At 45.0% G+C, this 20,426-nt stretch carries 21 protein-coding genes; 18 read left to right on the forward strand and 3 right to left on the reverse strand.

What is annotated here, in order from left to right:
- Window position 1 precedes the first annotated feature (1 nt).
- From APB76_RS15720 to APB76_RS15785, 14 genes are all read left to right on the forward strand, one after another.
- Entirely contained in the window at window positions 2–1,165 is a 1,164-nt protein-coding gene (locus APB76_RS15720; protein ID WP_054961881.1) for a P-loop NTPase, read from the forward strand.
- Entirely contained in the window at window positions 1,165–2,499 is a 1,335-nt protein-coding gene (locus tag APB76_RS15725) for a CpaF family protein (protein ID WP_054961882.1), read from the forward strand. The genes APB76_RS15720 and APB76_RS15725 overlap by 1 nt, the downstream gene beginning before the upstream one ends.
- Window positions 2,499–3,413 carry a type II secretion system F family protein gene (locus tag APB76_RS15730; protein WP_054961883.1) on the forward strand — a complete coding sequence of 305 codons (915 nt, stop codon included), beginning with the start codon at window positions 2,499–2,501 and terminating at the stop codon, window positions 3,411–3,413. The genes APB76_RS15725 and APB76_RS15730 overlap by 1 nt, the downstream gene beginning before the upstream one ends.
- A complete protein-coding gene (locus tag APB76_RS15735) occupies window positions 3,410–4,264 on the forward strand; it encodes a type II secretion system F family protein (RefSeq protein WP_049843318.1) in 855 nt (284 codons plus the stop codon). The genes APB76_RS15730 and APB76_RS15735 overlap by 4 nt, the downstream gene beginning before the upstream one ends.
- The gene (locus APB76_RS15740; RefSeq protein ID WP_049843317.1) at window positions 4,261–5,001 is read left to right on the forward strand and encodes a tetratricopeptide repeat protein; all 741 of its coding nucleotides are present in this window, start codon (window positions 4,261–4,263) and stop codon (window positions 4,999–5,001) included. The genes APB76_RS15735 and APB76_RS15740 overlap by 4 nt, the downstream gene beginning before the upstream one ends.
- Complete coding sequence (locus APB76_RS15745; protein ID WP_049843316.1) at window positions 4,998–5,426, forward strand: TadE/TadG family type IV pilus assembly protein; 429 nt, start codon at window positions 4,998–5,000, stop codon at window positions 5,424–5,426. The genes APB76_RS15740 and APB76_RS15745 overlap by 4 nt, the downstream gene beginning before the upstream one ends.
- Entirely contained in the window at window positions 5,416–5,970 is a 555-nt protein-coding gene (gene tadF / locus APB76_RS15750; protein WP_049843315.1) for a tight adherence pilus pseudopilin TadF, read from the forward strand. Before APB76_RS15745 ends, tadF begins: the two co-directional genes overlap by 11 nt.
- Entirely contained in the window at window positions 5,960–7,162 is a 1,203-nt protein-coding gene (locus APB76_RS15755) for a vWA domain-containing protein (protein WP_054961884.1), read from the forward strand. The genes tadF and APB76_RS15755 overlap by 11 nt, the downstream gene beginning before the upstream one ends.
- A 29-nt stretch (window positions 7,163–7,191) precedes the next feature.
- Window positions 7,192–7,656, forward strand: coding sequence for a TlpA family protein disulfide reductase (locus APB76_RS15760; protein WP_049843313.1), 465 nt, complete (start codon window positions 7,192–7,194; stop codon window positions 7,654–7,656).
- Window positions 7,653–8,129 carry a DUF4266 domain-containing protein gene (locus tag APB76_RS15765; RefSeq protein ID WP_054961885.1) on the forward strand — a complete coding sequence of 159 codons (477 nt, stop codon included), beginning with the start codon at window positions 7,653–7,655 and terminating at the stop codon, window positions 8,127–8,129. Before APB76_RS15760 ends, APB76_RS15765 begins: the two co-directional genes overlap by 4 nt.
- A gap of 15 nt (window positions 8,130–8,144) precedes the next feature.
- On the forward strand, window positions 8,145–9,368 hold the full coding sequence (locus APB76_RS15770; RefSeq protein ID WP_054961886.1) for a DUF3570 domain-containing protein: 1,224 nt from the start codon (window positions 8,145–8,147) through the stop codon (window positions 9,366–9,368).
- A complete protein-coding gene (locus APB76_RS15775) occupies window positions 9,358–10,242 on the forward strand; it encodes an FAD:protein FMN transferase (protein ID WP_049843310.1) in 885 nt (294 codons plus the stop codon). Before APB76_RS15770 ends, APB76_RS15775 begins: the two co-directional genes overlap by 11 nt.
- On the forward strand, window positions 10,239–11,978 hold the full coding sequence (gene dsbD, locus APB76_RS15780; RefSeq protein ID WP_054961887.1) for a protein-disulfide reductase DsbD: 1,740 nt from the start codon (window positions 10,239–10,241) through the stop codon (window positions 11,976–11,978). The genes APB76_RS15775 and dsbD overlap by 4 nt, the downstream gene beginning before the upstream one ends.
- A 137-nt stretch (window positions 11,979–12,115) precedes the next feature.
- The gene (locus tag APB76_RS15785) at window positions 12,116–13,552 is read left to right on the forward strand and encodes a coniferyl aldehyde dehydrogenase (RefSeq protein WP_054961888.1); all 1,437 of its coding nucleotides are present in this window, start codon (window positions 12,116–12,118) and stop codon (window positions 13,550–13,552) included.
- Here the strand turns inward: APB76_RS15785 and APB76_RS15790 are convergent.
- Window positions 13,549–14,448 carry a LysR family transcriptional regulator gene (locus tag APB76_RS15790; protein WP_054961889.1) on the reverse strand — a complete coding sequence of 300 codons (900 nt, stop codon included), beginning with the start codon at window positions 14,446–14,448 and terminating at the stop codon, window positions 13,549–13,551. The two genes, APB76_RS15785 and APB76_RS15790, sit on opposite strands and share 4 nt — an antisense overlap.
- 152 nt (window positions 14,449–14,600) lie before the next feature.
- Between APB76_RS15790 and APB76_RS15795 the strand changes: the two genes are divergently transcribed.
- From APB76_RS15795 to APB76_RS23120, 3 genes are all read left to right on the forward strand, one after another.
- The gene (locus tag APB76_RS15795; RefSeq protein WP_049843306.1) at window positions 14,601–15,320 is read left to right on the forward strand and encodes an SDR family oxidoreductase; all 720 of its coding nucleotides are present in this window, start codon (window positions 14,601–14,603) and stop codon (window positions 15,318–15,320) included.
- 212 nt (window positions 15,321–15,532) lie between these two features.
- Window positions 15,533–16,345 (forward strand): PilZ domain-containing protein, encoded by an 813-nt coding sequence (locus tag APB76_RS15800; RefSeq protein WP_054961890.1) that lies wholly within the window; start codon window positions 15,533–15,535, stop codon window positions 16,343–16,345.
- 82 nt (window positions 16,346–16,427) lie between these two features.
- Entirely contained in the window at window positions 16,428–16,601 is a 174-nt protein-coding gene (locus tag APB76_RS23120; RefSeq protein ID WP_167350321.1) for a hypothetical protein, read from the forward strand.
- 54 nt (window positions 16,602–16,655) lie between these two features.
- Here the strand turns inward: APB76_RS23120 and nagB are convergent, their stop codons facing one another.
- A complete protein-coding gene (gene nagB, locus APB76_RS15805; RefSeq protein WP_054961891.1) occupies window positions 16,656–17,456 on the reverse strand; it encodes a glucosamine-6-phosphate deaminase in 801 nt (266 codons plus the stop codon).
- Window positions 17,457–17,834: 378 nt separating this feature from the next.
- Here nagB and APB76_RS15810 point away from each other — a divergent pair, with 378 nt between their 5' ends.
- Window positions 17,835–18,977 (forward strand): tetratricopeptide repeat protein, encoded by a 1,143-nt coding sequence (locus APB76_RS15810; protein WP_054961892.1) that lies wholly within the window; start codon window positions 17,835–17,837, stop codon window positions 18,975–18,977.
- A gap of 51 nt (window positions 18,978–19,028) precedes the next feature.
- Here APB76_RS15810 and sstT read toward each other — a convergent pair whose 3' ends face one another.
- On the reverse strand, window positions 19,029–20,249 hold the full coding sequence (gene sstT / locus APB76_RS15815) for a serine/threonine transporter SstT (RefSeq protein WP_049843302.1): 1,221 nt from the start codon (window positions 20,247–20,249) through the stop codon (window positions 19,029–19,031).
- Between the last annotated feature and the right edge of the window lie 177 nt (window positions 20,250–20,426).

Consider the following 20,426-nt stretch of genomic DNA (forward strand, 5'->3'; position numbering starts at 1 on the left):
TATGCAAAAGCAAAATATCTCTGTATTAGTCGCGGCTTCCCCTTTATTGGACTCGTACGCTCTAAGCACCGCTTTTGCGGAGCAGGGCATCACCTCTTTGACTAGCGTGGCGATTGATGAAGACGAAATCGTCAAACAGGTTGTTAAGCATGCCTTTAAAATCATTGCCTTAGATATCATTGAACAGCCGTTAGAGCAGGCGCAAGATCTGATTCATGCGCTCAAAGTGCGTACTGGATGTCATATTGTTGCGATTGGCAGCAATGAACAGATCGCTTTTTACCGAACAGTGGTAAAAGCAGGGGCACAAGAGTATGTGCTAAATCCCGTTGAAGCTGGTGCATTAAATAACGTTGACTTTCAGACTTCTTTCCAAGAAGAGAGTAAAGGTCAAGTTATCTCTGTGGTCGGTTCTAAAGGAGGCGTTGGAGCCTCAACCATTGCTGCTAACCTTGCCCGAGAATTACACCAAAGAGGAGACACCATATCGGTTGCGGATATGGACTTTTCTACCGGTGACCTAGACTTGCAATTTGATGTTCAAGGTAATACCGCGCTAGTAGAGATGCTGCAATTCCCAGAGCGTTTAGAGCCGGTTGTTTATGAACGCAGCGCGATTCAAGTTAGAAAAGGAATAAGCTTATTTACCGGCTACTTACCTCTAGATGTGAGTCCGTTTTGGCCTGAGAAAAATGCATTAGATCATTTTCGCAAGTTCTGCTTATCGCATAGTGACAAGCTGATCCTAGACCTTCCATCGTTCTCTCTGCGTGACCAGATCGGTTTCAGTTCCTTAGCACATGCGGACGTTAGGGTTATTGTTGTGGAGCCGACACTGGCGTCGATACGAAATGCTGGTCAAATCCTTTCCGCCCTAGAAAGTTCACAGCAGCCGCAGTCTGGTAAAACCAATATTGTAGTGGCGAACCACACGAAATCAGATAAAGCGTCGCTTATCTCTTGTCATGACATTCAGCGAGCGCTTGGATTTGGTGTGGACGTGGTTATGCCATTTGCTCCGACACATTTCCTTGCTAAAGGCGCGCTTGGTCAATCTTCTTTGAAAGGTAACCGCAAAGTAAATCGTGCTTTCGCGCAGCTGGCTGATCTTGCTTCTGGGCAAGTTGCCGTCGCTAAACCTCGCTTCTGGCGAAGAGGTGCGTAATGTTTGGTCATTCTAGAGTCAAAACGCCTTCGAATCATACGCTAAGTAGTGTGGTGCAAGAGAAAGCAACGGACCCCGTACGCGAGCATTATCAGAGCATTCATGCTCAGGTCGTCAATGCCATTGAGGCGAGTGTGGTGGTAAAGCTTTCAGCGAAAGAGCTTGAAGGCAGAATCCATATGCTCGTGAACGAGATTGTTGCTACGGATCAGCTACCACTAGGGCATCGAGATGTTTCTCTGGTAGTGAAGCAGCTTGTTGATGAGTTGCGCGGTCTAGGGCCGCTGCAACCTTTAATCGATGACCCTGTCGTCACAGATATTATGGTCAATGGTTATCGCGAAGTGTATGTAGAGAAGTTAGGCAAGCTGCAAAAAACCAACGTGGTGTTCCGTAGTGAAGAACAGCTGCTCAATTTAGCTCGACGTATAGTAGGAAAAATTGGCCGTCGAATTGATGAGACCTCACCGCTGGTTGATGCTCGTTTAGAAGACGGTAGCCGTGTCAACGTCATGATACCTCCTCTGGCACTTGATGGTACTTACATTTCGATCCGTAAGTTTAGCCAAGACAAAATGTCTCTGAATCAATTGGCAGAAAACGGCGCGATGTCGCAAGGAATGGTTAAGTTGCTTGATGTTGTTGTTCGTAGCCGCTTGAACGTGCTAGTCGCTGGAGGAACTGGTGCTGGTAAAACCACCTTGCTTAATGCTCTCTCTTTTAGTATCTCGCCCAATGAACGCATTGTCACAATTGAGGATGCGGCAGAGCTTAAATTGCAGCAACCGCATGTTGTCCGCGCAGAAACTCGCCCTGCCAATGCAGAGGGTTTGCCGGCTATAGGCCAGAGGGAATTAGTGAAAAATGCGCTGCGTATGCGACCTGATCGAATCATTTTAGGTGAGGTCCGCGGTGATGAAGCGTTCGAAATGATGCAAGCAATGAACACTGGTCACGATGGTTCTTTGTCTACCTTGCATGCTAACTCACCAACGGATGCTCTGGTTCGAATCGAAAACATGCTGATGATGGCGCAGTCTAGTCTTCCCCTATTCGCATTGCGTCGACAGGTAGCGGATACGATCGACATCGTTGTCCAAGTGGAGCGAATGCGTGATGGTAAACGTCGCGTGGTCGCCATTACTGAAATTCTTGGGCTGGAAGGTGAGCAGTACGTTACCCAAGACCTTTATCGCTATGTTTCACAAGGTGAAGATGTTCAAGGTAACCTGTTTGGTCACTTTCAAAGTGCTAAAACCTTGCCAGGGTTTGCCGACAAAGCAGGCTATTACCAGTTGGAGCCACAACTTCGTAGTGCTATGGAGCTGGATTAATGATTCTGGTTTTAGTTTTTGCTGTCGTTTTCTTTCTGTTAGCGTTCTTGTACTTGTTGCGTCAACACTCGGCCAAGAAGGTGGTTAAGCAGCGGGTCGATTCGGTGGCATTATCCCCAAGGCATGGCGGTGAACTGTCGATCGTGAAGAAAGCAACGTCGAATGGCATTGTGAGAAGTTTGTTTGCCCGTTTGGATGCATTGTTTTCCCGTAGCGATAAATTCGCACTTACTCTTGGTATGTTCGCTTTACCATGCTTGAGCTTTTATTTTGTTACAGAGATCGCTTGGCTTTGGCGGATAAGCAGCGGTCTTACCACTGGATTGCTGGTGTGTTGCGCTCTGTACATTGTTCGTAAGCGTCAACAGTCAGAAGAGTTTGAGCGCGACATAACGCAAGTACTTGGCCTAATCAGTCGTGCAGTTTCCGCGGGACTGTCTGTCCCTCAAGCGATTGAACAAGTTGCGCAGTCTCAGTCAGGATTACTTGGCCGTGAATTTCTTCTAATTCAAGATCAACTTTCTTTGGGGCGTAGCCTGCGCAGTACACTTGACGAGGCGTGTGCACGTCTTCCATATAAAGCATTTCGCTATTTTTCGGTGGCTTTGATTCTCAACCAAAGTAATGGTGGTCAACTGCGAGATATCCTGCATAGCTTAAGCCGCACCTTGCACGATAATCGAGCCATGCAGAAAAAAGTAAAAAGTTTGACTTCAGAGCCTCGTATGACGGCTCGCTTCTTGTCGATTCTTCCGTTTGCTTTACTTGGAGTTGTTGCCTGGATGGATCCATCTTTGTTCTCGCTATTGATTGATACAGAAAGCGGACAAGCGGTTCTGATTTATTGCGGCATCAGTATTTTAATCGGAGCTGCACTCCTCCAAGCGCTGACTAAGAACCGGAGGTTTTCATGATACCCATGTTGGGGATTGGCTTGGTGCTTATGGGAGTCATCGGAGCCGTTTCAAGCTATTTCTATGCATCGCAGAGAGATGCTGTGAAGCATAGGCTGAACAAAGTCGCTACATCAGTTTCCACTCCAAGCCATTCAGGTAATAGATGGAGATGGGCAACGAACCCTAAACGCGGGAAAAAGCTTGCAATGATCGGCTATTCAGCCAGTTATGCTGAGACGGTCTTTATGCTGTTGCGCTTAACGCTCATGGTCATAGGTGGCTCCGTGTGGATGGTTGCGCAGCAGCTAGAGATGAATGCGGCAGGTTTTGCGCAGGGCATTGCAATCGCAATTTCGGTTGGTATTGCGGTCGATAAAATCCTCGACTGGCGGGTGGCAATCGTTCGTCAAGAGATAGCAAGAATTACACCAGACGCCTTGGATTTGATGGTGGTGTGTGTGAATTCTGGTTTGCCACTAGAGGAAACTTTCAGAACCGTTGGCGGTGAGATGGAGGCTATCTCAAGGGCGCTATCGCGGGAATGGTTACTCACTGCAACTGAAATGTCAGTACTTGATTCCCCATATCAAGCTCTAGATAACCTCGATCAGCGCTTGTCTCTACCTGAAGTGAACAACATGGTGGTTACCATGTCGCAAGCACTTAAATTTGGTACTCCAATGTCAGAGGCGCTCAAGCTTATTGCCTCTGATGGTCGTCAGTATCATTTGCTAGAACTAGAAGAATGGGTCGGTAAGATCCCATCCAAAATGTCTTTTCCATTGGTCGTGTTCATCATGTTACCCGTTGTGGTCATTATCGTAGCGCCAATCGTCTTAAGCCTATTCGACACATTGGGGCAATTATGATCAAAACTCTTGTTCCCATCGCACTTTGCGGCTTGCTAGTGGGTTGCCAGTCTGCACCAGAAACCAATAGTGAGCAGGAAGATCTGAAACTAGCCAACACAGCCTTGTTAAATGGGCATGCAGATAATGCTCTGACAATTTATAAACAGCGCTTGGTTATCAGTCCAAATAATAGTGAGCTGCTGTTTCTTGCCGGTTCCGCGTGTAATCAATCCGCTCGTTTTGATGAAGCATTGCACTACCTTAATAAGGGGAATCAGCTCGCGCCTTCGTATCAATTTAAAAGGGAAATTGGCCGCGCGCATTTGGCTCTCGGTAACTTGGTACAAGCTCAATCTTCACTTGAAAAGTCGGTAGAGGGTGATGCTAAAGATGACGTCGCCTTAAACAGTCTTGGGGTCACTCATTCCCTTAATCATCAATACGGGTTGGCAAGAAAAGCTTTCTCCGACGCACTGGCTCTAAAGCCAGATAGTCTTGAATATAGAAACAATTTGGCATTGGCATGGATGTTAGATGGCAACCCTCAACAGAGTATTCGGATTCTGTATCCCATTTATCAAAGGGGAGAGGCTAGCAGTAAATTACGGCTTAACTTGGCATTGTCTTATGCGATGAGTGGAGATGCCGAGGCGGCGAAAGTGGTCGCTCAGCAAGACCTATCACAAGTAGAACTAGAAAATAATGCTCGTTTTTATCAGAGAGTGGCGAATAAGTTTGGTGGTGTATCTCAATGAAGCGTCAACAAGGCAGCCAAACTCTTGAATTCGCCATGATAGCGCTGCCTTTTGTGCTATTAATATTGGCGATTTTCGAGTTAACCCGATTCTTGTGGATCAATATGATCTTTGAGTCTGCGGTAAACAGCGCGATGCGTGAAGTGAGAGTGCTAAGCCCTTCGTACACGGCGGACCAAAAGTTTGCAGCTCGCATTGCGGAGTTTCCTCTTTTACGCTCTGAGGATATTGAAGTTAGTCAACCTCGCTACGCAAAGACCTTCGCTCAGCTGGCACAGAAAACTTCAGTGTCATCATCACAAGCTATTTTGGGGGAATACAGCGTCTCATATCGATTCGCCTTCCTAGTAGTTCCGCGATTGAATGAAGCCTTTTCAGAAGTGATGACTTTGAAGCGAACGGTTGTGGTGAGCTATGACCGCTAAAATCAAATCACAGCAAGGTGCAACGGTTGTCGAGTTTCCCTTTGTAGTGCTTGGCATTATGGTCATCGTGTTTGGTTTAGTCTCCATCTATCGCTTGATGTACGTTCAAACTCGCATGGACAGCAGTGCTTTTATGGTAGCGGACTCCGTTTCCAGAACCCTTAAAGGGACTCCAGACAGCATTCAATATAGTGCTGAAAATTTGCTGGAAGTTGCAACTAGGATGCTACCAGCAGGCTTTGAACGCCAAAAGGTTGGTGTTGTATTAGATATCTATGGAGAGGCCTCCAATACACCGATCTACTCAGTAAGCGCGGGAGCTCAATGCCAGAAGTCAACGTCAAAAGTGAAGCCAAAGAGCTTGGTTCCGGTTAATCAGCAAGTTTCCAGTGCCTTCTACGGGCGAGAAGCAACGTTGATAGAACTGCACTTATGCGTTTTAGAGCCGTTTAATCCAGACTCGCGTTTTGCGATTGATGGTCTGGTTTTACCTAACGAACTATCGAGCAATGCAGTCATGATTGGGAGGTACTATGCTAAATAACCCAATAAAACTGCGCCAGAAAGGTTCGGTGTCTTTAAGTTACTTAGCTCTGCTGATTCCTATGGTGGTGGCTGCGGCTGCGACTATTGTTATCGGTTACCAAGTTCAGTTATCTAACCGTGCAACGCAAGCTGTAGATGCGGCGAGTTTGGCCTGTGCTTTTGCGGGGTCAGTGGACAAAAATATGAATCGACACTATTTGGATTTCTATCGCCCAAAAGTGGTTGGAGTGACTTCTGAGCCAGACATGTCGTCAGGCTGCAAGGTTAAGATGGGCTATCGTTTAAACTCAATCTTCACCTCTTTAACTTTATCTGACACTTCATTTGTCGCGCGTGCGAACTCAAGTGAACTGGTTAGGGTAGAGCCTAGTGTCTCCTCATCTCCAACCGAATTGGTCGTAGTACTTGATATTTCTGGCTCTATGTCGAGCTCAATTACTGCCTTGAAGCAGATACTAAATAACGCGCTTACTTCATTAAAAAGCCAGCAAGCACAAGCCAACAGCCGAGATCATATCAAACTCTCTGTTGTGCCATTTTCTGATGGAGTCTCAGTCACCAACGCACCTTGGTTACCGCAAGCAGGAGTGTTTTGTGTCGATGGTTTGACGAAGCAAGGAGGAAACGTTTCAGCGAGCGAAACGGTATCAAACCTTGATGTCCCCCACGATAAAGTGAGTGTTGACTTCAAAGCGCCAGATCAATGGTTAGCGGATTGTAGCGCGACTTCCCCATTATTACCGCTGACATCAGATCTAGAAGTCGTGGCAAATCATATTGATAGGTTGGCTGTGACGGGGGGAACGGCCTCGTATCAAGGTTTGATATGGGGAATTAGGCAGTTAACGCCTAATTGGCAGAAAGGCTGGGGTGTTACCTCTCGCTCATCTGCAAGCCCAACCCGAAAGCTGGTACTGATGACGGACGGTGCTGACTCAAATGACACTTTGGACCAACTCATCAGTGCTGGCCTATGTGATAAAGCGTCAAACACATTTGGTATCCAGTTGAATTTCATTGGCTTCAACGTACAAGCCCCTCGTCTCGAGCAATTTAGACGTTGTGCTCAAAGTGGTTTAGGTAACGCGGGCAAGGTTTATCAAGCCAATAGTACCGAAAAACTCAATGAGTACTTTGAACAGATTCTAAAGCTTGAATACGAGACATTACTCAATTTTGGAAATAAATAAACATTAAAACAATAAGTTATGGAGAAAAAATGATTAATCGAATAATCGTGTTAGTGGCTCTCATTTGGACGATACCGGCCATGGCCTTCCAAGAAGGTGACGTACTTACCGATTCAGCTGCGCAGCATTTAGGTCTTGATGCTGAGCAACTCACTATCGTCGACTTTTTTGCTGAGTGGTGTGTGTCATGTCGTCATGAGCTACCCGAAGTCAACGAGCTATATGGCGAACTAAAAGGAACGGGTGTCACCGTGGTTGGTGTTGATGTTGATGAAGAAGTCGAAGTTGGTTTGGCTTTTCAAAAGGCCCTTGGGCTCGATTTTCCAGTTGTGAATGATCCAGAACAGTCTCTAATTGGCGAGTTTAAGCCGATCGGTATGCCAGCACTTTATTACATCTACCAAGGACAAGTGCTCAAAGTTCGCTTTGGAGCAATTAACAACATTAGCCAAGTCATTACTGACGATCTCGCCGAAATGGGAGTTCAGTTATGACGCGTAAATTCTTCAAGTTGGCCGTTATTTTAGTTGCTTTGCAGCCAATGGTTACGGTTGCTGCTCCTAAAGTTGACCTTAGTCAGCTAGGTAAGAAAGCACCGCAAGTACAGCAGGTCGATACTCAGTCGGAATTGATTGAGGAAGAAGTGATTTCAACGCGTGTATACACCAGTGGGGAGTCTGACATTGGTATGCGTCGAAATGTAGAACTTGTGAGGCCGACAACTGCTCAACTTCAGTTGAAAAAGCCGAAGGTTGTTAAAGAGAACAAATCTGCATTTGAGTTCGTTGATAAGGCGCTTGGCATTAAGCCAGTTAAGTCATGGGAAAAAGGTACGTTAGCTAAAAAAGAGATGAAGCCAGGCGGCCCAGTGCCGGAGTTTGATCTGTTTTCAGAGAAAGTGTTTGCCTACAAGCAAGGTTCGGTAGGTGGTAGTGGCGTCGGTGGCGGCGGTTGTGGTTGTAACTAATTAAAATTAAACAGAATGAAAAAATTACCTTTAACGCTGCTTGGTGCAGCAGCAGTGGCAAATCCAGCCTTGGCAGAAGATCATATTTCACAGCACTACCTCAACTATGAAGAATACGACGGTCGAGTTAAAGCCGGTGATCACGTTATCTCTTTTGAGAAAAGTATTGGCCTAGATTGGACGATAAATGCAGAAATCGGTTACGACAGTGTCTCTGGTGCCTCTCCGTCATGGGGGCCAACGACGCCAGTCAGTGGTCCAAGTGATGCCGCTAATCGAGCTCAAGCGACTAAAAGTGCTCAAGGAAAAACAGATGAAGTGATCCGCAGAGGATATGATCCCCATGCAAGTGGCTACCAGGTTCAGAAATATGAGCTTGAAGACACTCGTAAGTCAATAGCGGCAAGCGTAACTTACCGAGATGAACTGCGTAATGAGTGGACTATTGGGCAAAACTTTTCCCGAGAAGAAGATTACGAAAGCCTTGGTGTAAACGGCAAAGCATTGATATTTGCCGACTCGCAGAAAAACCGTTCATACAGCGTAGGGGTGTCAATGCTGTTTGATAAAACTCTGGCGTTTCAGAAATTTGCAAACAATACCAATGCCCAAGATTGGGAGAATATCTTTACTGGCAGTGTCGAAGCCGGACTTTCTCAAGTGTTTAGTCCGAGTTACTACATGGTGTTCACTGGCTACGCTGGTTATCGTCAAGGTTATCTCAGCAACCACTACCTGACCGTGTTACGTGAAGTCGACATTAATGATGACGGCCAAATCGGTTCGGACGAAGTATTTCTGGGTCAAGACTCTCGTCCAGACCAACGTTTATCTGGTGGTGTGAATATTCAGGCGTTTTGGGCGCTAACAGACTCGATAACCATCCGCCCTCGTTACAAGTGGTTCCAAGATGACTGGGGCGTTCAGTCTCACCAAGTTGGCGGAAAACTCTCTTGGAAACTAACCAATTGGTTTACTCTCGCGCCGGGTTACTTTTGGTATACCCAAGATGGAGCAGATTTCTTCCGCGATCCAAATAGCGCAGACAAAACCTTTGCTGCAACTGGATACGCAACCTCCGATTTACGTTTAGGTGACTATACCGCTAACGCTTATGAACTCGGAGGTAGTTTTAAGATTTACAAAGGGCTAAGTGTCAACCTGCTTGGGGCTTACTATGAGCAATCAAACGGCTTTAAAGCCAAATGGTGGGCGATAGGAGCAAGCTATGCCTTCTAGCTCCCCATTCATCCACAAATTTCGGGCCATGACAGTGCCGTGTGAAGTGCAATTGTTTGGTTCGCAAGACGCAAGCCAAATAGCGCTGATGATTGAACACAATACACGCCGATTAGAGCAGAAGTACAATTTCTATTCTGACCAGTCATGGCTTAGTCAGCAGGTTAACAATCGTCAGGGTAGCTCGGTTGAATTAGATGACGAGTCGTTGATGGTGTTTGAGGCATTACGCAATATCGTCGATGGAACTCAAGGGGTATTTGACCCAACGGTCGGAACGGTAAAGACGTTACTTGCCAGCAATGCCTCTCTTGGACGTGACGCTATCTATCTAAAGGCTAAGCCTGCGATGGGGGTTGAGTCTTGGGAGTTGAGTGGTAAGACGTTAGACATTGCTCATCGCGACACTCGATTTGATTTTGGCGGCGTGATCAAAGAATTTGCTATCGATCAGGCGATTAATATTGCAGATAGCTTCGGTGTGTCGGCTGCGCTAATTAATTTTGGAGGAGATATCCGCACATTAGGGACTAAGCCTCAATCTCAGTCCTTCAATGTCGCTGTGCTCAATCCGGCTAACCCGTCTGAGGCCTATTTCTCTCTGCCGTTGGTCGATGCAGCGCTAACGACTTCTGCTCACTATGAACGCAAAATTGAGTTTGTAGATCAGACTACATCACACATTCTGGCTCATCAAGGAACGCACCCTAAAGTGCTTTCGGTGACAGTAGTGGCGCCAACGGCGTTAGAAGCGGGGGCGATTAGTACAGCGCTAACCATTGAGCCTCTATTAGCTGTCCCAGAAGGGGCAGGCGTTATTTTTATTGATGATCAACTTCAAATTCATCAGGACACGGAGTTTTTGACCCGATGAAACGATTTCTCGTTGCATTAGCTATATTGTTTTCTTTTTCTTCATTTGCAGATGAAGAGACGTTTCTGCCAGTCGAGCAGGCTTTTCCTTATCAATGGTCAGTAGGGGATTCTGGGCTGCAATTGCATTTTGCTGTTCATCCAGACTATTACCTGTATCAGTCACGTTTTAAGTTTACGTCGGCTGATGGTATCACTCCATCTGAGCCTGAGTTTTCTTGGAGTGGTAAGACCAAGACAGATAAATATTTTGGTCAAGTCAATGTGTTCGACAAACCTGTTACGATTACTTTGCCCTACCATGGGGTAGGAGAGGTTAAAGTCCGATACCAAGGTTGTGCAAATAAAGGGCTTTGCTACCTACCACAAACGATCGCTATAGCTTTGCCTAATCGTGCTCAAGATAGTTCGGCATCGGTTTGGGAGAGAGTAACGCGTTTAGCTGATGATACTAAGGGACTTTCTAGCTTCCTCGACAGTGCTTCTAGAGCGCAAGCATTGATTGTTTTCTTCTTGCTAGGTTTAGGCCTTTCATTGACCCCATGCGTATTACCCATGGTTCCGATACTTTCGAGTATCATTGGTGGCGACTCTCAAATGACGGGGCGCAAAGGATTGTTGCTTTCTTCTTCGTATGTACTGGGTATGGCAACGAGCTACGCGCTGACTGGTATTTTGGTAACAACAGTTGCTAAAGGGGTTAATTTGCAAGCCGCGATGCAACAACCTTGGTTACTGACTTTGTTTGCAGGGGTGTTTGTACTGCTAGCATTGGCGATGTTTGGCTTCTATGAGTTACAACTGCCTTCTTCGCTGCAAAACAAACTTAATACGCGATCAGATAAGCTAGGTGGTGGCCGTGTTTTGAGCGTATTTGGGATGGGGGTGATTTCCGCGTTGGTGGTCTCGCCATGCGTGAGTGCGCCTTTGGCAGGGGCGTTACTTTATGTGTCTACCACTCAAGATTGGCTCTTTGGTGGCTTCACTCTATTTGTAATGGCTTTAGGTATGGGAATACCGCTTATCATCATTGGTGCCAGTGGTGGGAAACTCATGCCTAAGAGTGGCCCTTGGATGATAGCAGTCAAACAACTGTTTGGTGTGCTTCTGTTAGGTGTTGCCATTGTGTTGTTAAGTCGATTTATACCTGCTTGGGCCACAATCCTTATGTGGTCAATGTTAGCGATAGGTACAGGCATTCACTTTGGTGCTTTAGATGCCGCAGAAGCGGGGTGGGCGAGAACTCGAAAATGTGTAGCATTTCTCTCACTGTTTTATGGTTTAGTGCTGTTTGTCGGTTACCTAATCGGTAACGATGACCCATTAAACCCTCTAGCGTTAGATCAAGTAAATCGCCCTATCAACCAATCCAATACTCAGACCGCTTTTAATAAAGTAACGACGATAGAACAGCTTAACCTAGCGTTAGCTTCTGCGAAGTCTAATCAGCAGCCAGTGGTTGTTGATTTATACGCAGACTGGTGCGTGTCGTGTAAAGCCATAGAGAAGGAAGTGTTTAACGATTCTGACGTTCAACAGAAACTGGAAAAGTGGCAAGCGATCAAGCTAGATGTTACAGAAAGCACACCTGAGCAAATGGCATGGTTGGCAGAACGAGGGGTTTTTGGGCCTCCGGCGATCTTTTTCTATTCCCCCCAGGGCACAGAGTTAGCAGAGCACCGAATAGCAGGTGGAGTAGATCTCACTAAGTTTCTGCAGCAGTTTCCTAGCCTTTAAGATCTCAATAACAAAGCAGCATTTATGCTGCTTTTTTGCACTATGAATTAAATTATTCAGTATCGATAGCGCGACTTTGTTGGAGAAAGTGGCTAACCTTAACCAAGGATTGATGATCAAACTTGTTGGCTATGAGTATGGAAAAAGTGGTAGATCTTAATCGCTGGCAGAAGGAACACATCAGAACAGAGCAAGATCTTAAGTACTTGTTTTCTGAGGTAAAGGCTAAATATTGCACAGCGCCTTATGCAGAATTGGAGCAACGCTTAGAAGTTTTGAATGCACTGAAATATGAGCTGATCGAACGCAAGCCACGGTTGGTGAAAGCGCTTTGCCAAGATTACGGGTATCGTAGCGATTTTGACAGTTTGATTTGTGACTTGTTACCCGCTGTTAGCCACATAAACTACACCATCAGGCATCTCAGAAAATGGTTGAAACCCAGCAAAAGAGATGCAGGGTTAATGTTGTTCCCTTCCAAGGTTTATGTTGAGTACCAGCCTTTAGGCGTGGTTGGTGTTATGGTGCCGTGGAATTTCCCTATAGTGTTAAGCATTGCGCCTATTGTAACGGCATTGGCTGCGGGTAACCGAGTGATGGTTAAACTCAGCGAGTTTACACCAAAAACCAATCAGGTATTGAGTGAAATCTTTGCTGAAATTCGCGAGTTTGTCTATCCCGTTGAAGGGGGAACAGAAATTGCTAAATTCTTTGCTTCGTTGCCATTCGATCATTTACTGTTTACCGGATCCACTAAGGTTGGCAAGTTAGTTGCCTCAGCGGCGGCCAAAAATTTAACCCCAACCACACTGGAGCTTGGCGGCAAGTCTCCCGCGATTGTCGCCAATGATGCAGATATCGCCAAAGCGGTCGATTCAATTCTATTAGGTAAGTCGATTAATGCAGGACAAATCTGCGTGGCTCCAGATTATGTTTTAGTTCCTCAGGGTAAAGAGCTTCAGTTTATTGAGCGCTACTTAGAGCGCTTCTATCAGTTGTATGTAAAGGAAGGGCAGCTAAAGTCATCAACCTCAATTATCAACCAATCTCAATATCAAAGATTGCAGCAGTATCTTCTTGATGCGAAAAACTTAGGTGGGACGATTCATACCATCGACTACCTTGAGCTAGAGCCGAGACAGATGGCTCCCCAGTTAGTGACTGGGGTTAGTGACAAAATGCTGCTAATGCAGGAAGAGATTTTTGGCCCTATATTACCAGTAATCGGCTATCGCCACTTAAATGAAGTCTTCGCTTATATTAACGCTCGTCCGCGTCCACTTGCATTATATTTGATGTCAAATGACCCGATTTTACAGCGCCAAATTATCGAGCAGACACACAGCGGTGGTATTGCAATCAATGATTCCCTGCTGCATGTTGCTGTAGAAGATGCGCCATTTGGTGGAATCGGCGAGTCTGGTATTGGTCAATATCATGGAAAAGAAGGCTTTCAAACCTTCTCTAAAGCGAAAACGGTCCTCTACTCCGCAACTTGGATGCCTCGCAGTTTCTTATTACTTAAGTATCGCAAACTTGCTGTTAAGGTGTTAGGGCGCTTGTTTGTACGCTAAACAGACAAGGTATCGAATTGCTGTTTAACAAAATCAATGAAGACCTTTAGTCGTTTAGGCTGATATCTATCGCGATGATAGATGGCCGAAAAGTCGACACTGGGTATTGTCCATTTATCGAATACTTCAATGAGTTTACCGGCTTCCATCTCTTCCTGGCAATACAAGGAAGGCACTCGAATAATGCCTTGGTGATTCAACGCGCCTTTTACCAAAACACGTCCATTTTTGCATTGCAAATGTCCATGAATGGCGATCTCAGTCTTGTCTTTGGTGGTTTTATGGTCGAAACCCCAACGCTTGACTGAACCGGTTAGGCATTGATGCAGAGTAAGCTCTTTGGGGTGCGAAGGTTGGCCATGAACGTCTAGGTATTGTGGGCTCGCTAGCGTACCCATTTCTATAGTCATTAATTTTCGAGCAACAAAGCCAGAGTCATCCAAACAGCCCATACGAAATGCGATGTCAAAATCTTCTTCCAGTAAGTCGACTCTATGGCTGCTAAAGTCAAGGCTTACTTGGGTGTCTGGATACAGGCTCATAAAATCACAAGTGATTTGTGCGATCAGCTCTTCGCCTAGATAGCCGCCAACACAGTTGACGCGAATTTCACCTTGAACTTCCTCCACATCATCGACGGCGGCTAATATAGCTTGATCAATACCTGCTAGGGCTTTCTCACATTGTAGGTAGAATCTTTTACCAGCATCCGTGAGCTTTAAGCTGCGTGTGGTTCGAATAAGCAAAGTCACCTTCATCTGCTTTTCCAAATTGCTTATCTGGCGTGAAACGTGTGAGCGCGACACATCTAGCGCCTCAGCTGCTTTAGTGAAGTTGCCAAGTTTGGCGATCAACACAAATGAACGGATATCGGCAAGGTTAACGTTATTGAGCATGATGAAGTCCAGTTACTGCAGATTGTTTATTGTTGCAATATAGCAACAGAGTTTCAACCAGGGTGATATATATCAACAAAATAGTTTGGCTTAATATACCTCCATCGCAGCAAAACAGGCTGCTGTTGAACAAACACAGAGGAAATATTGAGATGAAAAAGCTAATTGTAATTACAGGCGCTAGTTCAGGTATAGGTGAAGCTATTGCTCGTCGTTTGAGCAGTGAAGGTCATCCTTTACTTCTACTGGCGCGTCGTGTCGAACGACTAGAAGCATTAGATCTGCCTAACACAGTATGTGAAAAAGTTGATGTGACTGACAAAGCTTCATTTGAAAGCGCAATTGCGAAAGCCGAAGCTAAGTTTGGCCCAGTTGACGGTTTGGTTAACAACGCAGGTGCGATGCTACTTGGTCAAATTGATACTCAAGATGCTAACGAATGGAAACGCATGTTTGACGTCAATGTCATTGGCCTTTTGAACGGTATGCAAGCGGTATTGGCACCTATGATGTCACGCAGTAGCGGTACAATTATTAACATCAGCTCGATTGCGGGTAAGAAAACATTCCCCAGCCATGCCGCTTATTGCGGGACTAAGTTTGCAGTTCATGCGATTTCTGAAAATGTTCGAGAAGAAGTTGCCGCTTCTAATGTTCGGGTTACTACCATTGCACCAGGGGCTGTGGAAACTGAGTTGCTATCGCATACGACTTCTCAAGAGATTAAAGATGGTTACGATGATTGGAAAGTCGATATGGGAGGGGTACTGGTAGCCGATGATGTGGCTCGTGCTGTAGAGTTTGCCTACAACCAACCACAAAACGTATGTGTTCGTGAAATTGCTCTAGCGCCAACTAAGCAGCAACCATAATTTAAGACTCAATAAGACAACAAACGCTCTAGCCTCCCCAGCTAGAGCTTTTTGTCATCCAATGGCTCAGGCGAGAATGAACCGCCTTGGCTCATAGCCAAAAATAGACTTAGTCCAAATTCTAAGGATATTAGTTTGAAGAAGGGGTTTTCTAAACGTAGATTTCAGGCTATTACTTAAATAAGTGACAATTTGCATAGGGGCATTTGGTTGTGGACGTAGCTGAGAGAGAAAACAAAAATAGTGAAGAGTTGCAACTATCTGAAAGTCCTCAAGGACACATTAATTCGTCAGAAGAGTACAATGAAGAGAGTAAGGAAAAAGCCAAGGAGCCTTGCGAATCTATTCATTATGGAGAAGATGCATTTCATGATGTGATGCCACTGTGTGAAGTCGCATGTATTATCACAACTCCGACAGGTAAGCTTCTGAAATGTAGGACCAAGTATATTGGACTGCATTCAAACAATGTCTTGTTGCTAGAAATGCCAGCAATTTCCCCTAAAGAGAAGTCTCAGTTTATGCATCGAGGCTATACGATAAAAGCATGCGTCATTTCTTCGAAGGGAGAGGGTGCACGTGTATATTTTAAAACTAATATTGAATATGTCCTGTCTGGTGGAGGGGACGATTTATTGCTCGTCACCCTGCCCAAAGCGACTCAAGTTGTGGTGGGGCTGCGTGAAAGTGTCCGTCTTGAGATTGGACTAGATGGTATTTTGGCTCCATCGAAACAAAACTTTCCTTGTCAGATAAGGGACATCTCTCAGCATGGTTGTCTTATCGTTATTGAACGAGGCAATAGCAACTATCAAGTAGGGTCTTTAGTAGAGCTGAAAATTATCGCAGATGACCAAGAGAAAGATGCAATTGATGAAACTTTGCAAGCTGTGGTGAAAAATGTCAGCAAGACAAGCTGTTATTTGAAATATGGTGTTAAGTTTGAAGAGACAAGCTTAGATTATGTAAGCACTTTAATTGAAAATCTGAATTTCTGCTCGATTCAGCAAAAATTCACTCTATAACTAATGAGTGAACATCACATAGACTGGTATTTCTTTATTATACTTAATAAGAAGGCATCATAATATTGAGAGGATTGCGGGTATGGAATTACGTAACGAACGTGGTGAAGTGACACAAGTAGCGGATAATCTCACCATTAAAGAAGTATTAGAAATGGGCTATTCAATCGATCTTTGTGATGAGGCGTTTGACCCCAATGAGCATTGGGTAGCAAATGCTGAACAGAAAGAGCGTGGAGAGATCCCTGAAAGCTAACTTAAAACAAAAAATCCGAGCCATGCTCGGATTTTTTCTATATTGGGAAAGGAATTAGAAACCTTTGATGTTCTTTGCTTCAAGTTCAGTAAAGTATTTTACAGTTTTTACTTTGAGTTCTTGAGTTGATGGCTCGTCACAAACAATCACTGATTTAGGGTGTAGCTGCAGAGCAGAGACCGTCCATAAGTGATTTACACTACCTTCTACCGCGGCTTCAAGTGCAAGTGCCTTATTGTGACCTGTTACTAGGATCATGATCTCTTCGGCATCAAGAAGAGTACCAACACCGATAGTCAGTGCGTATTTGGGTACTTGGTTAATATCGCCATCAAAGAAGCGAGAGTTCGCGATACGAGTGTCTTCCGTTAATGTCTTAATACGAGTACGTGAAGACAGAGAAGAGGCAGGTTCGTTGAACGCGATATGACCATCGTTACCAACCCCCCCCATAAACAGGTTGATCTTGCCATAAGATTTGATCTTGTCTTCGTAGCGCTTACACTCTGCTTCGTTGTCTTGCGCATTACCATCAAGAAGGTTGATGTTCTCTTCTTGGATATCAATATGCTTGAAGAAGTTGTTGTACATGAATGAGCGGTACGATTCAGGGTGATCTGCTGGGATACCAATGTACTCATCCATATTAAACGTTACTACGTGTTTAAAGCTAACTTCGCCAGCTTTGTGCATTTCGATAAGCGCTTTGTAAGTCGCTAGAGGTGTCCCACCAGTTGGTAGACCCAGAACAAAAGGACGCTCTGCAGTTGGCTTGAAGTCGTTGATACGCTTAACAATGTGTGCTGCTGCCCACTTACCTACTTGTGCGGCTTGATTTAACGGGATAAGTCTCATGTTTTGCCCCTAGTATTGGAATTTATGATGCTCTGAAACATTAATTCGCATTATAAAATAAGTTTGCTTGGACTGCTATTGTTTTTGGTCAATTTTTCCTTATTTGTTGGCAGTGTCTGCTAATTGAGTCATGTTCACTCGATTTTGTTGACTAAGATATTAGTAGTGGTGGAGCTTAGTTGAAGAAAATTTTAGTCTCTAAAATAAGATGTAGGCTAAGCGAATAGAGATATCACCTCGACGTTGTGAAGCAGATATCACCCTTAGTTGATTGCGTAACAGCAAATCAATAATCTGGGGTAAGATGGAGCGCTCAACCATTTGGTTTTTGTGCCGATGTATTTTTAGCTGGTGCTTTAAGGAAGTAAAAGAAAACGAATGAATATTATGGGGATCGCCATTGGGGCGACTGGCTTGCTGCTACTCTGCATGTTTTTGTGGATGTTAGCCCTATCATTGCGTAAAAAACGCTTGGAGCAAGAGCGCAAAGAACGTGAAATCGCTTATCGCAAAGCGATGGAGAAAAACCGTAAGCAAGAACACGATGAAAGGATTATGAAGGCAGAGGGAGGGCATATTCCTACAATCCTCTACTTAGCAAAAGAAGCTGAGCGCACAAGAACGCAAGAGGCGGTTTATTGGTACACCAAAGCAGCTCGACTTGATAATGTCACAGGGATGTATGGAGTTGTACGTATCAGCAACAAGATGAAGCAAGATTTAGTGTTAAAAGAGCAGGCTAAGTTCTGGCAGGTGTGTATTTCTGCTTCAGAAGGGAGTTTAGCGCATCAATTTGAGATGGCGAAGGCACTGTTTACTGGCCGAGGTACAGAAATAAACTTACCGAAAGCACTTTCAGTTATGGAATCTGCTGCGGAGCAAAATTATCTAGATGCGTTGATTTTTCTAGGGGATTGGTTTATTGCTGCCAACAACCCAGAGAAGAGCCCCGTTAAGTCGACCGATTATTATCGCAGGGCTGCTGAGCTACGAAGTAATGAAGGGCGCATGAAGCTCGGGATAAACTACATTCAAGGTCGAGGTGTGGTGAGTAACTTCGAACGCGGCATCTATTGGCTGGAGCGTGCTGCAGAAAAAGGTCACCTAGAAGCCATGTATAAGCTGGGTGAGGTTTGGATGGATCACAAATCAAATGGCAGCGCTCTCGCTTATATTTGGTTGTTTCTCGCAGGGCAGCTTGGCCACGACCCTGCAAGGGCTTTACGAGACCAAGTCGCTTTGAACATTGGCGTTGATACCGTTGTAGGGCTGCAAAGTTTAGCCAAACCTATGGTCAAAAAGATTCGTGACAATAAAGTGAGTAAGCATTCAATTATTAAGGCTTTGAACAAGCTTTATAAACGTTCGATACCAACTGATGAGCATAACAATGTGACGACAGTTCCTTCTGAACCTCAAGAACAAGAGCTTACCTCACAAGAGCCGTTATCTGAAAAAACTAGCCAAGAGATAACAGAGACTAAGGTCGATTACTCTCAATCGCCAATGGATAAGCAATAAAAAAATGGCCTCGTTACTCACGAGGCCATTTTATTGGATATCGTCTAACAATTACTGCTGAGCTTGTTTTTGCTTCGCTTTACATACTGCGGCAGTAAACACTACGTCAGTTGAACTGTTAAGTGCGGTTTCTGCTGAATCTTGCACAACGCCAATGATGAAGCCAACAGCAACAACCTGCATCGCGATTTCGTTGGGGATTCCAAACAGTCCACAAGCAAGTGGGATTAAGAGTAGAGAGCCACCCGCAACACCAGATGCACCACATGCAGATACCGCGGCAACAATACTAAGCAGTAATGCGGTGAGTAGATCAACCTCAATACCCATAGTATGAACAGCGGCAAGTGTTAGCGTCGTGATGGTAATTGCAGCACCAGCCATGTTAATGGTTGCACCTAGCGGAATGGATACTGAATAAGTATCTTCGTCCAGCTTTAGCTTCTCACACAGTGCCATATTCACAGGGATGTTTGCAGCACTTGAACGTGTAAAGAATGCTGTTACACCACTTTCTCGAATACATTGCAAAACCAGTGGGTACGGGTTTTCACCTGTTTTAACGAACACAATGATTGGGTTAACAACCAATGCGATGATCGCCATTGAGCTTAAAAGAACCACTAGCAATTGAGCGTAACCAGCTAATGCTTCGAAACCTGTCGTTGCCAGTGTTGAAGCAACAAGGCCAAAGATACCAAATGGGGCTAAGCGGATAATGAAACGTACGATCTGAGAAACGCCGTGGCTTAAGTCTTCAAATACCGCCTTTGTTGTACCAGAGGCGTGGTGCAGTGCTAAACCTAGACCGATAGCCCAAGCCAGAATGCCAATGTAGTTCGCACTCATAAGTGCGTTGACTGGGTTGTCGACAAGTTTAAACAGTAGCGTGTTAAGTACTTCAGCAATACCTTGCGGAGGCGTTGCCCCTTCAGCACCAGAAACAAGCGTCAACGTGGTTGGGAATAAAAAGCTAAGTACCACTGCGGTTAAAGCGGCAGTAAAGGTACCGAAAAGGTAAAGAACCACAATTGGGCGCATGTAGGTATGCTGGTTTTTCTTTTGGTTGGCAATCGATGCTGCTACCAAAATAAAAACAAGAATAGGTGCTACTGCTTTTAGTGCTCCGACAAAAAGACTTCCAAGTAAACCGACGCTTTTTGCGTGCTCTGGAGAGACGGTCGCTAAACCCACACCAAGAATGATGCCGGCTAGGATCTGCAAAACCAGATTGCCACGTGCAAAGCGTGCAATAAGAGAGTTGTGTTGCATAGTTATTCCTGCAATGAATAGTTTTATAAATTTATAGTAATTTCAGTTATTGAGAACTGAGACAGATATACTAGCGGCTTGAAATATTGTGTCTAGAATTAATTGAAAGTTAGCATTAAAAATTAACAACAATCACTTGTTGTGAATTATATGTTGCACTATTGTGTTTGGTGAGTG

The sequence above is a fragment of the Vibrio bivalvicida genome (assembly GCF_001399455.2).
Taxonomy (GTDB): Bacteria; Pseudomonadota; Gammaproteobacteria; order Enterobacterales; family Vibrionaceae; genus Vibrio; species Vibrio bivalvicida.

What these genes read in the sequence shown, in the direction of transcription:
- APB76_RS15770 (WP_054961886.1), top strand. Translation starts at nt 8,145, where the DNA reads ATGAAAAAATTACCTTTAACGCTGCTTGGTGCAGCAGCAGTGGCAAAT.
- APB76_RS15810 (WP_054961892.1), top strand. Translation starts at nt 17,835, where the DNA reads ATGAATATTATGGGGATCGCCATTGGGGCGACTGGCTTGCTGCTACTC.
- APB76_RS23120 (WP_167350321.1), top strand. Translation starts at nt 16,428, where the DNA reads ATGGAATTACGTAACGAACGTGGTGAAGTGACACAAGTAGCGGATAAT.
- APB76_RS15785 (WP_054961888.1), top strand. Translation starts at nt 12,116, where the DNA reads ATGGAAAAAGTGGTAGATCTTAATCGCTGGCAGAAGGAACACATCAGA.
- APB76_RS15765 (WP_054961885.1), top strand. Translation starts at nt 7,653, where the DNA reads ATGACGCGTAAATTCTTCAAGTTGGCCGTTATTTTAGTTGCTTTGCAG.
- APB76_RS15740 (WP_049843317.1), top strand. Translation starts at nt 4,261, where the DNA reads ATGATCAAAACTCTTGTTCCCATCGCACTTTGCGGCTTGCTAGTGGGT.
- APB76_RS15795 (WP_049843306.1), top strand. Translation starts at nt 14,601, where the DNA reads ATGAAAAAGCTAATTGTAATTACAGGCGCTAGTTCAGGTATAGGTGAA.
- APB76_RS15775 (WP_049843310.1), top strand. Translation starts at nt 9,358, where the DNA reads ATGCCTTCTAGCTCCCCATTCATCCACAAATTTCGGGCCATGACAGTG.
- dsbD (WP_054961887.1), top strand. Translation starts at nt 10,239, where the DNA reads ATGAAACGATTTCTCGTTGCATTAGCTATATTGTTTTCTTTTTCTTCA.
- APB76_RS15755 (WP_054961884.1), top strand. Translation starts at nt 5,960, where the DNA reads ATGCTAAATAACCCAATAAAACTGCGCCAGAAAGGTTCGGTGTCTTTA.
- APB76_RS15720 (WP_054961881.1), top strand. Translation starts at nt 2, where the DNA reads ATGCAAAAGCAAAATATCTCTGTATTAGTCGCGGCTTCCCCTTTATTG.
- APB76_RS15725 (WP_054961882.1), top strand. Translation starts at nt 1,165, where the DNA reads ATGTTTGGTCATTCTAGAGTCAAAACGCCTTCGAATCATACGCTAAGT.
- tadF (WP_049843315.1), top strand. Translation starts at nt 5,416, where the DNA reads ATGACCGCTAAAATCAAATCACAGCAAGGTGCAACGGTTGTCGAGTTT.
- APB76_RS15735 (WP_049843318.1), top strand. Translation starts at nt 3,410, where the DNA reads ATGATACCCATGTTGGGGATTGGCTTGGTGCTTATGGGAGTCATCGGA.
- sstT (WP_049843302.1), bottom strand. Translation starts at nt 20,249, where the DNA reads ATGCAACACAACTCTCTTATTGCACGCTTTGCACGTGGCAATCTGGTT.
- APB76_RS15745 (WP_049843316.1), top strand. Translation starts at nt 4,998, where the DNA reads ATGAAGCGTCAACAAGGCAGCCAAACTCTTGAATTCGCCATGATAGCG.
- APB76_RS15730 (WP_054961883.1), top strand. Translation starts at nt 2,499, where the DNA reads ATGATTCTGGTTTTAGTTTTTGCTGTCGTTTTCTTTCTGTTAGCGTTC.
- APB76_RS15760 (WP_049843313.1), top strand. Translation starts at nt 7,192, where the DNA reads ATGATTAATCGAATAATCGTGTTAGTGGCTCTCATTTGGACGATACCG.
- nagB (WP_054961891.1), bottom strand. Translation starts at nt 17,456, where the DNA reads ATGAGACTTATCCCGTTAAATCAAGCCGCACAAGTAGGTAAGTGGGCA.
- APB76_RS15790 (WP_054961889.1), bottom strand. Translation starts at nt 14,448, where the DNA reads ATGCTCAATAACGTTAACCTTGCCGATATCCGTTCATTTGTGTTGATC.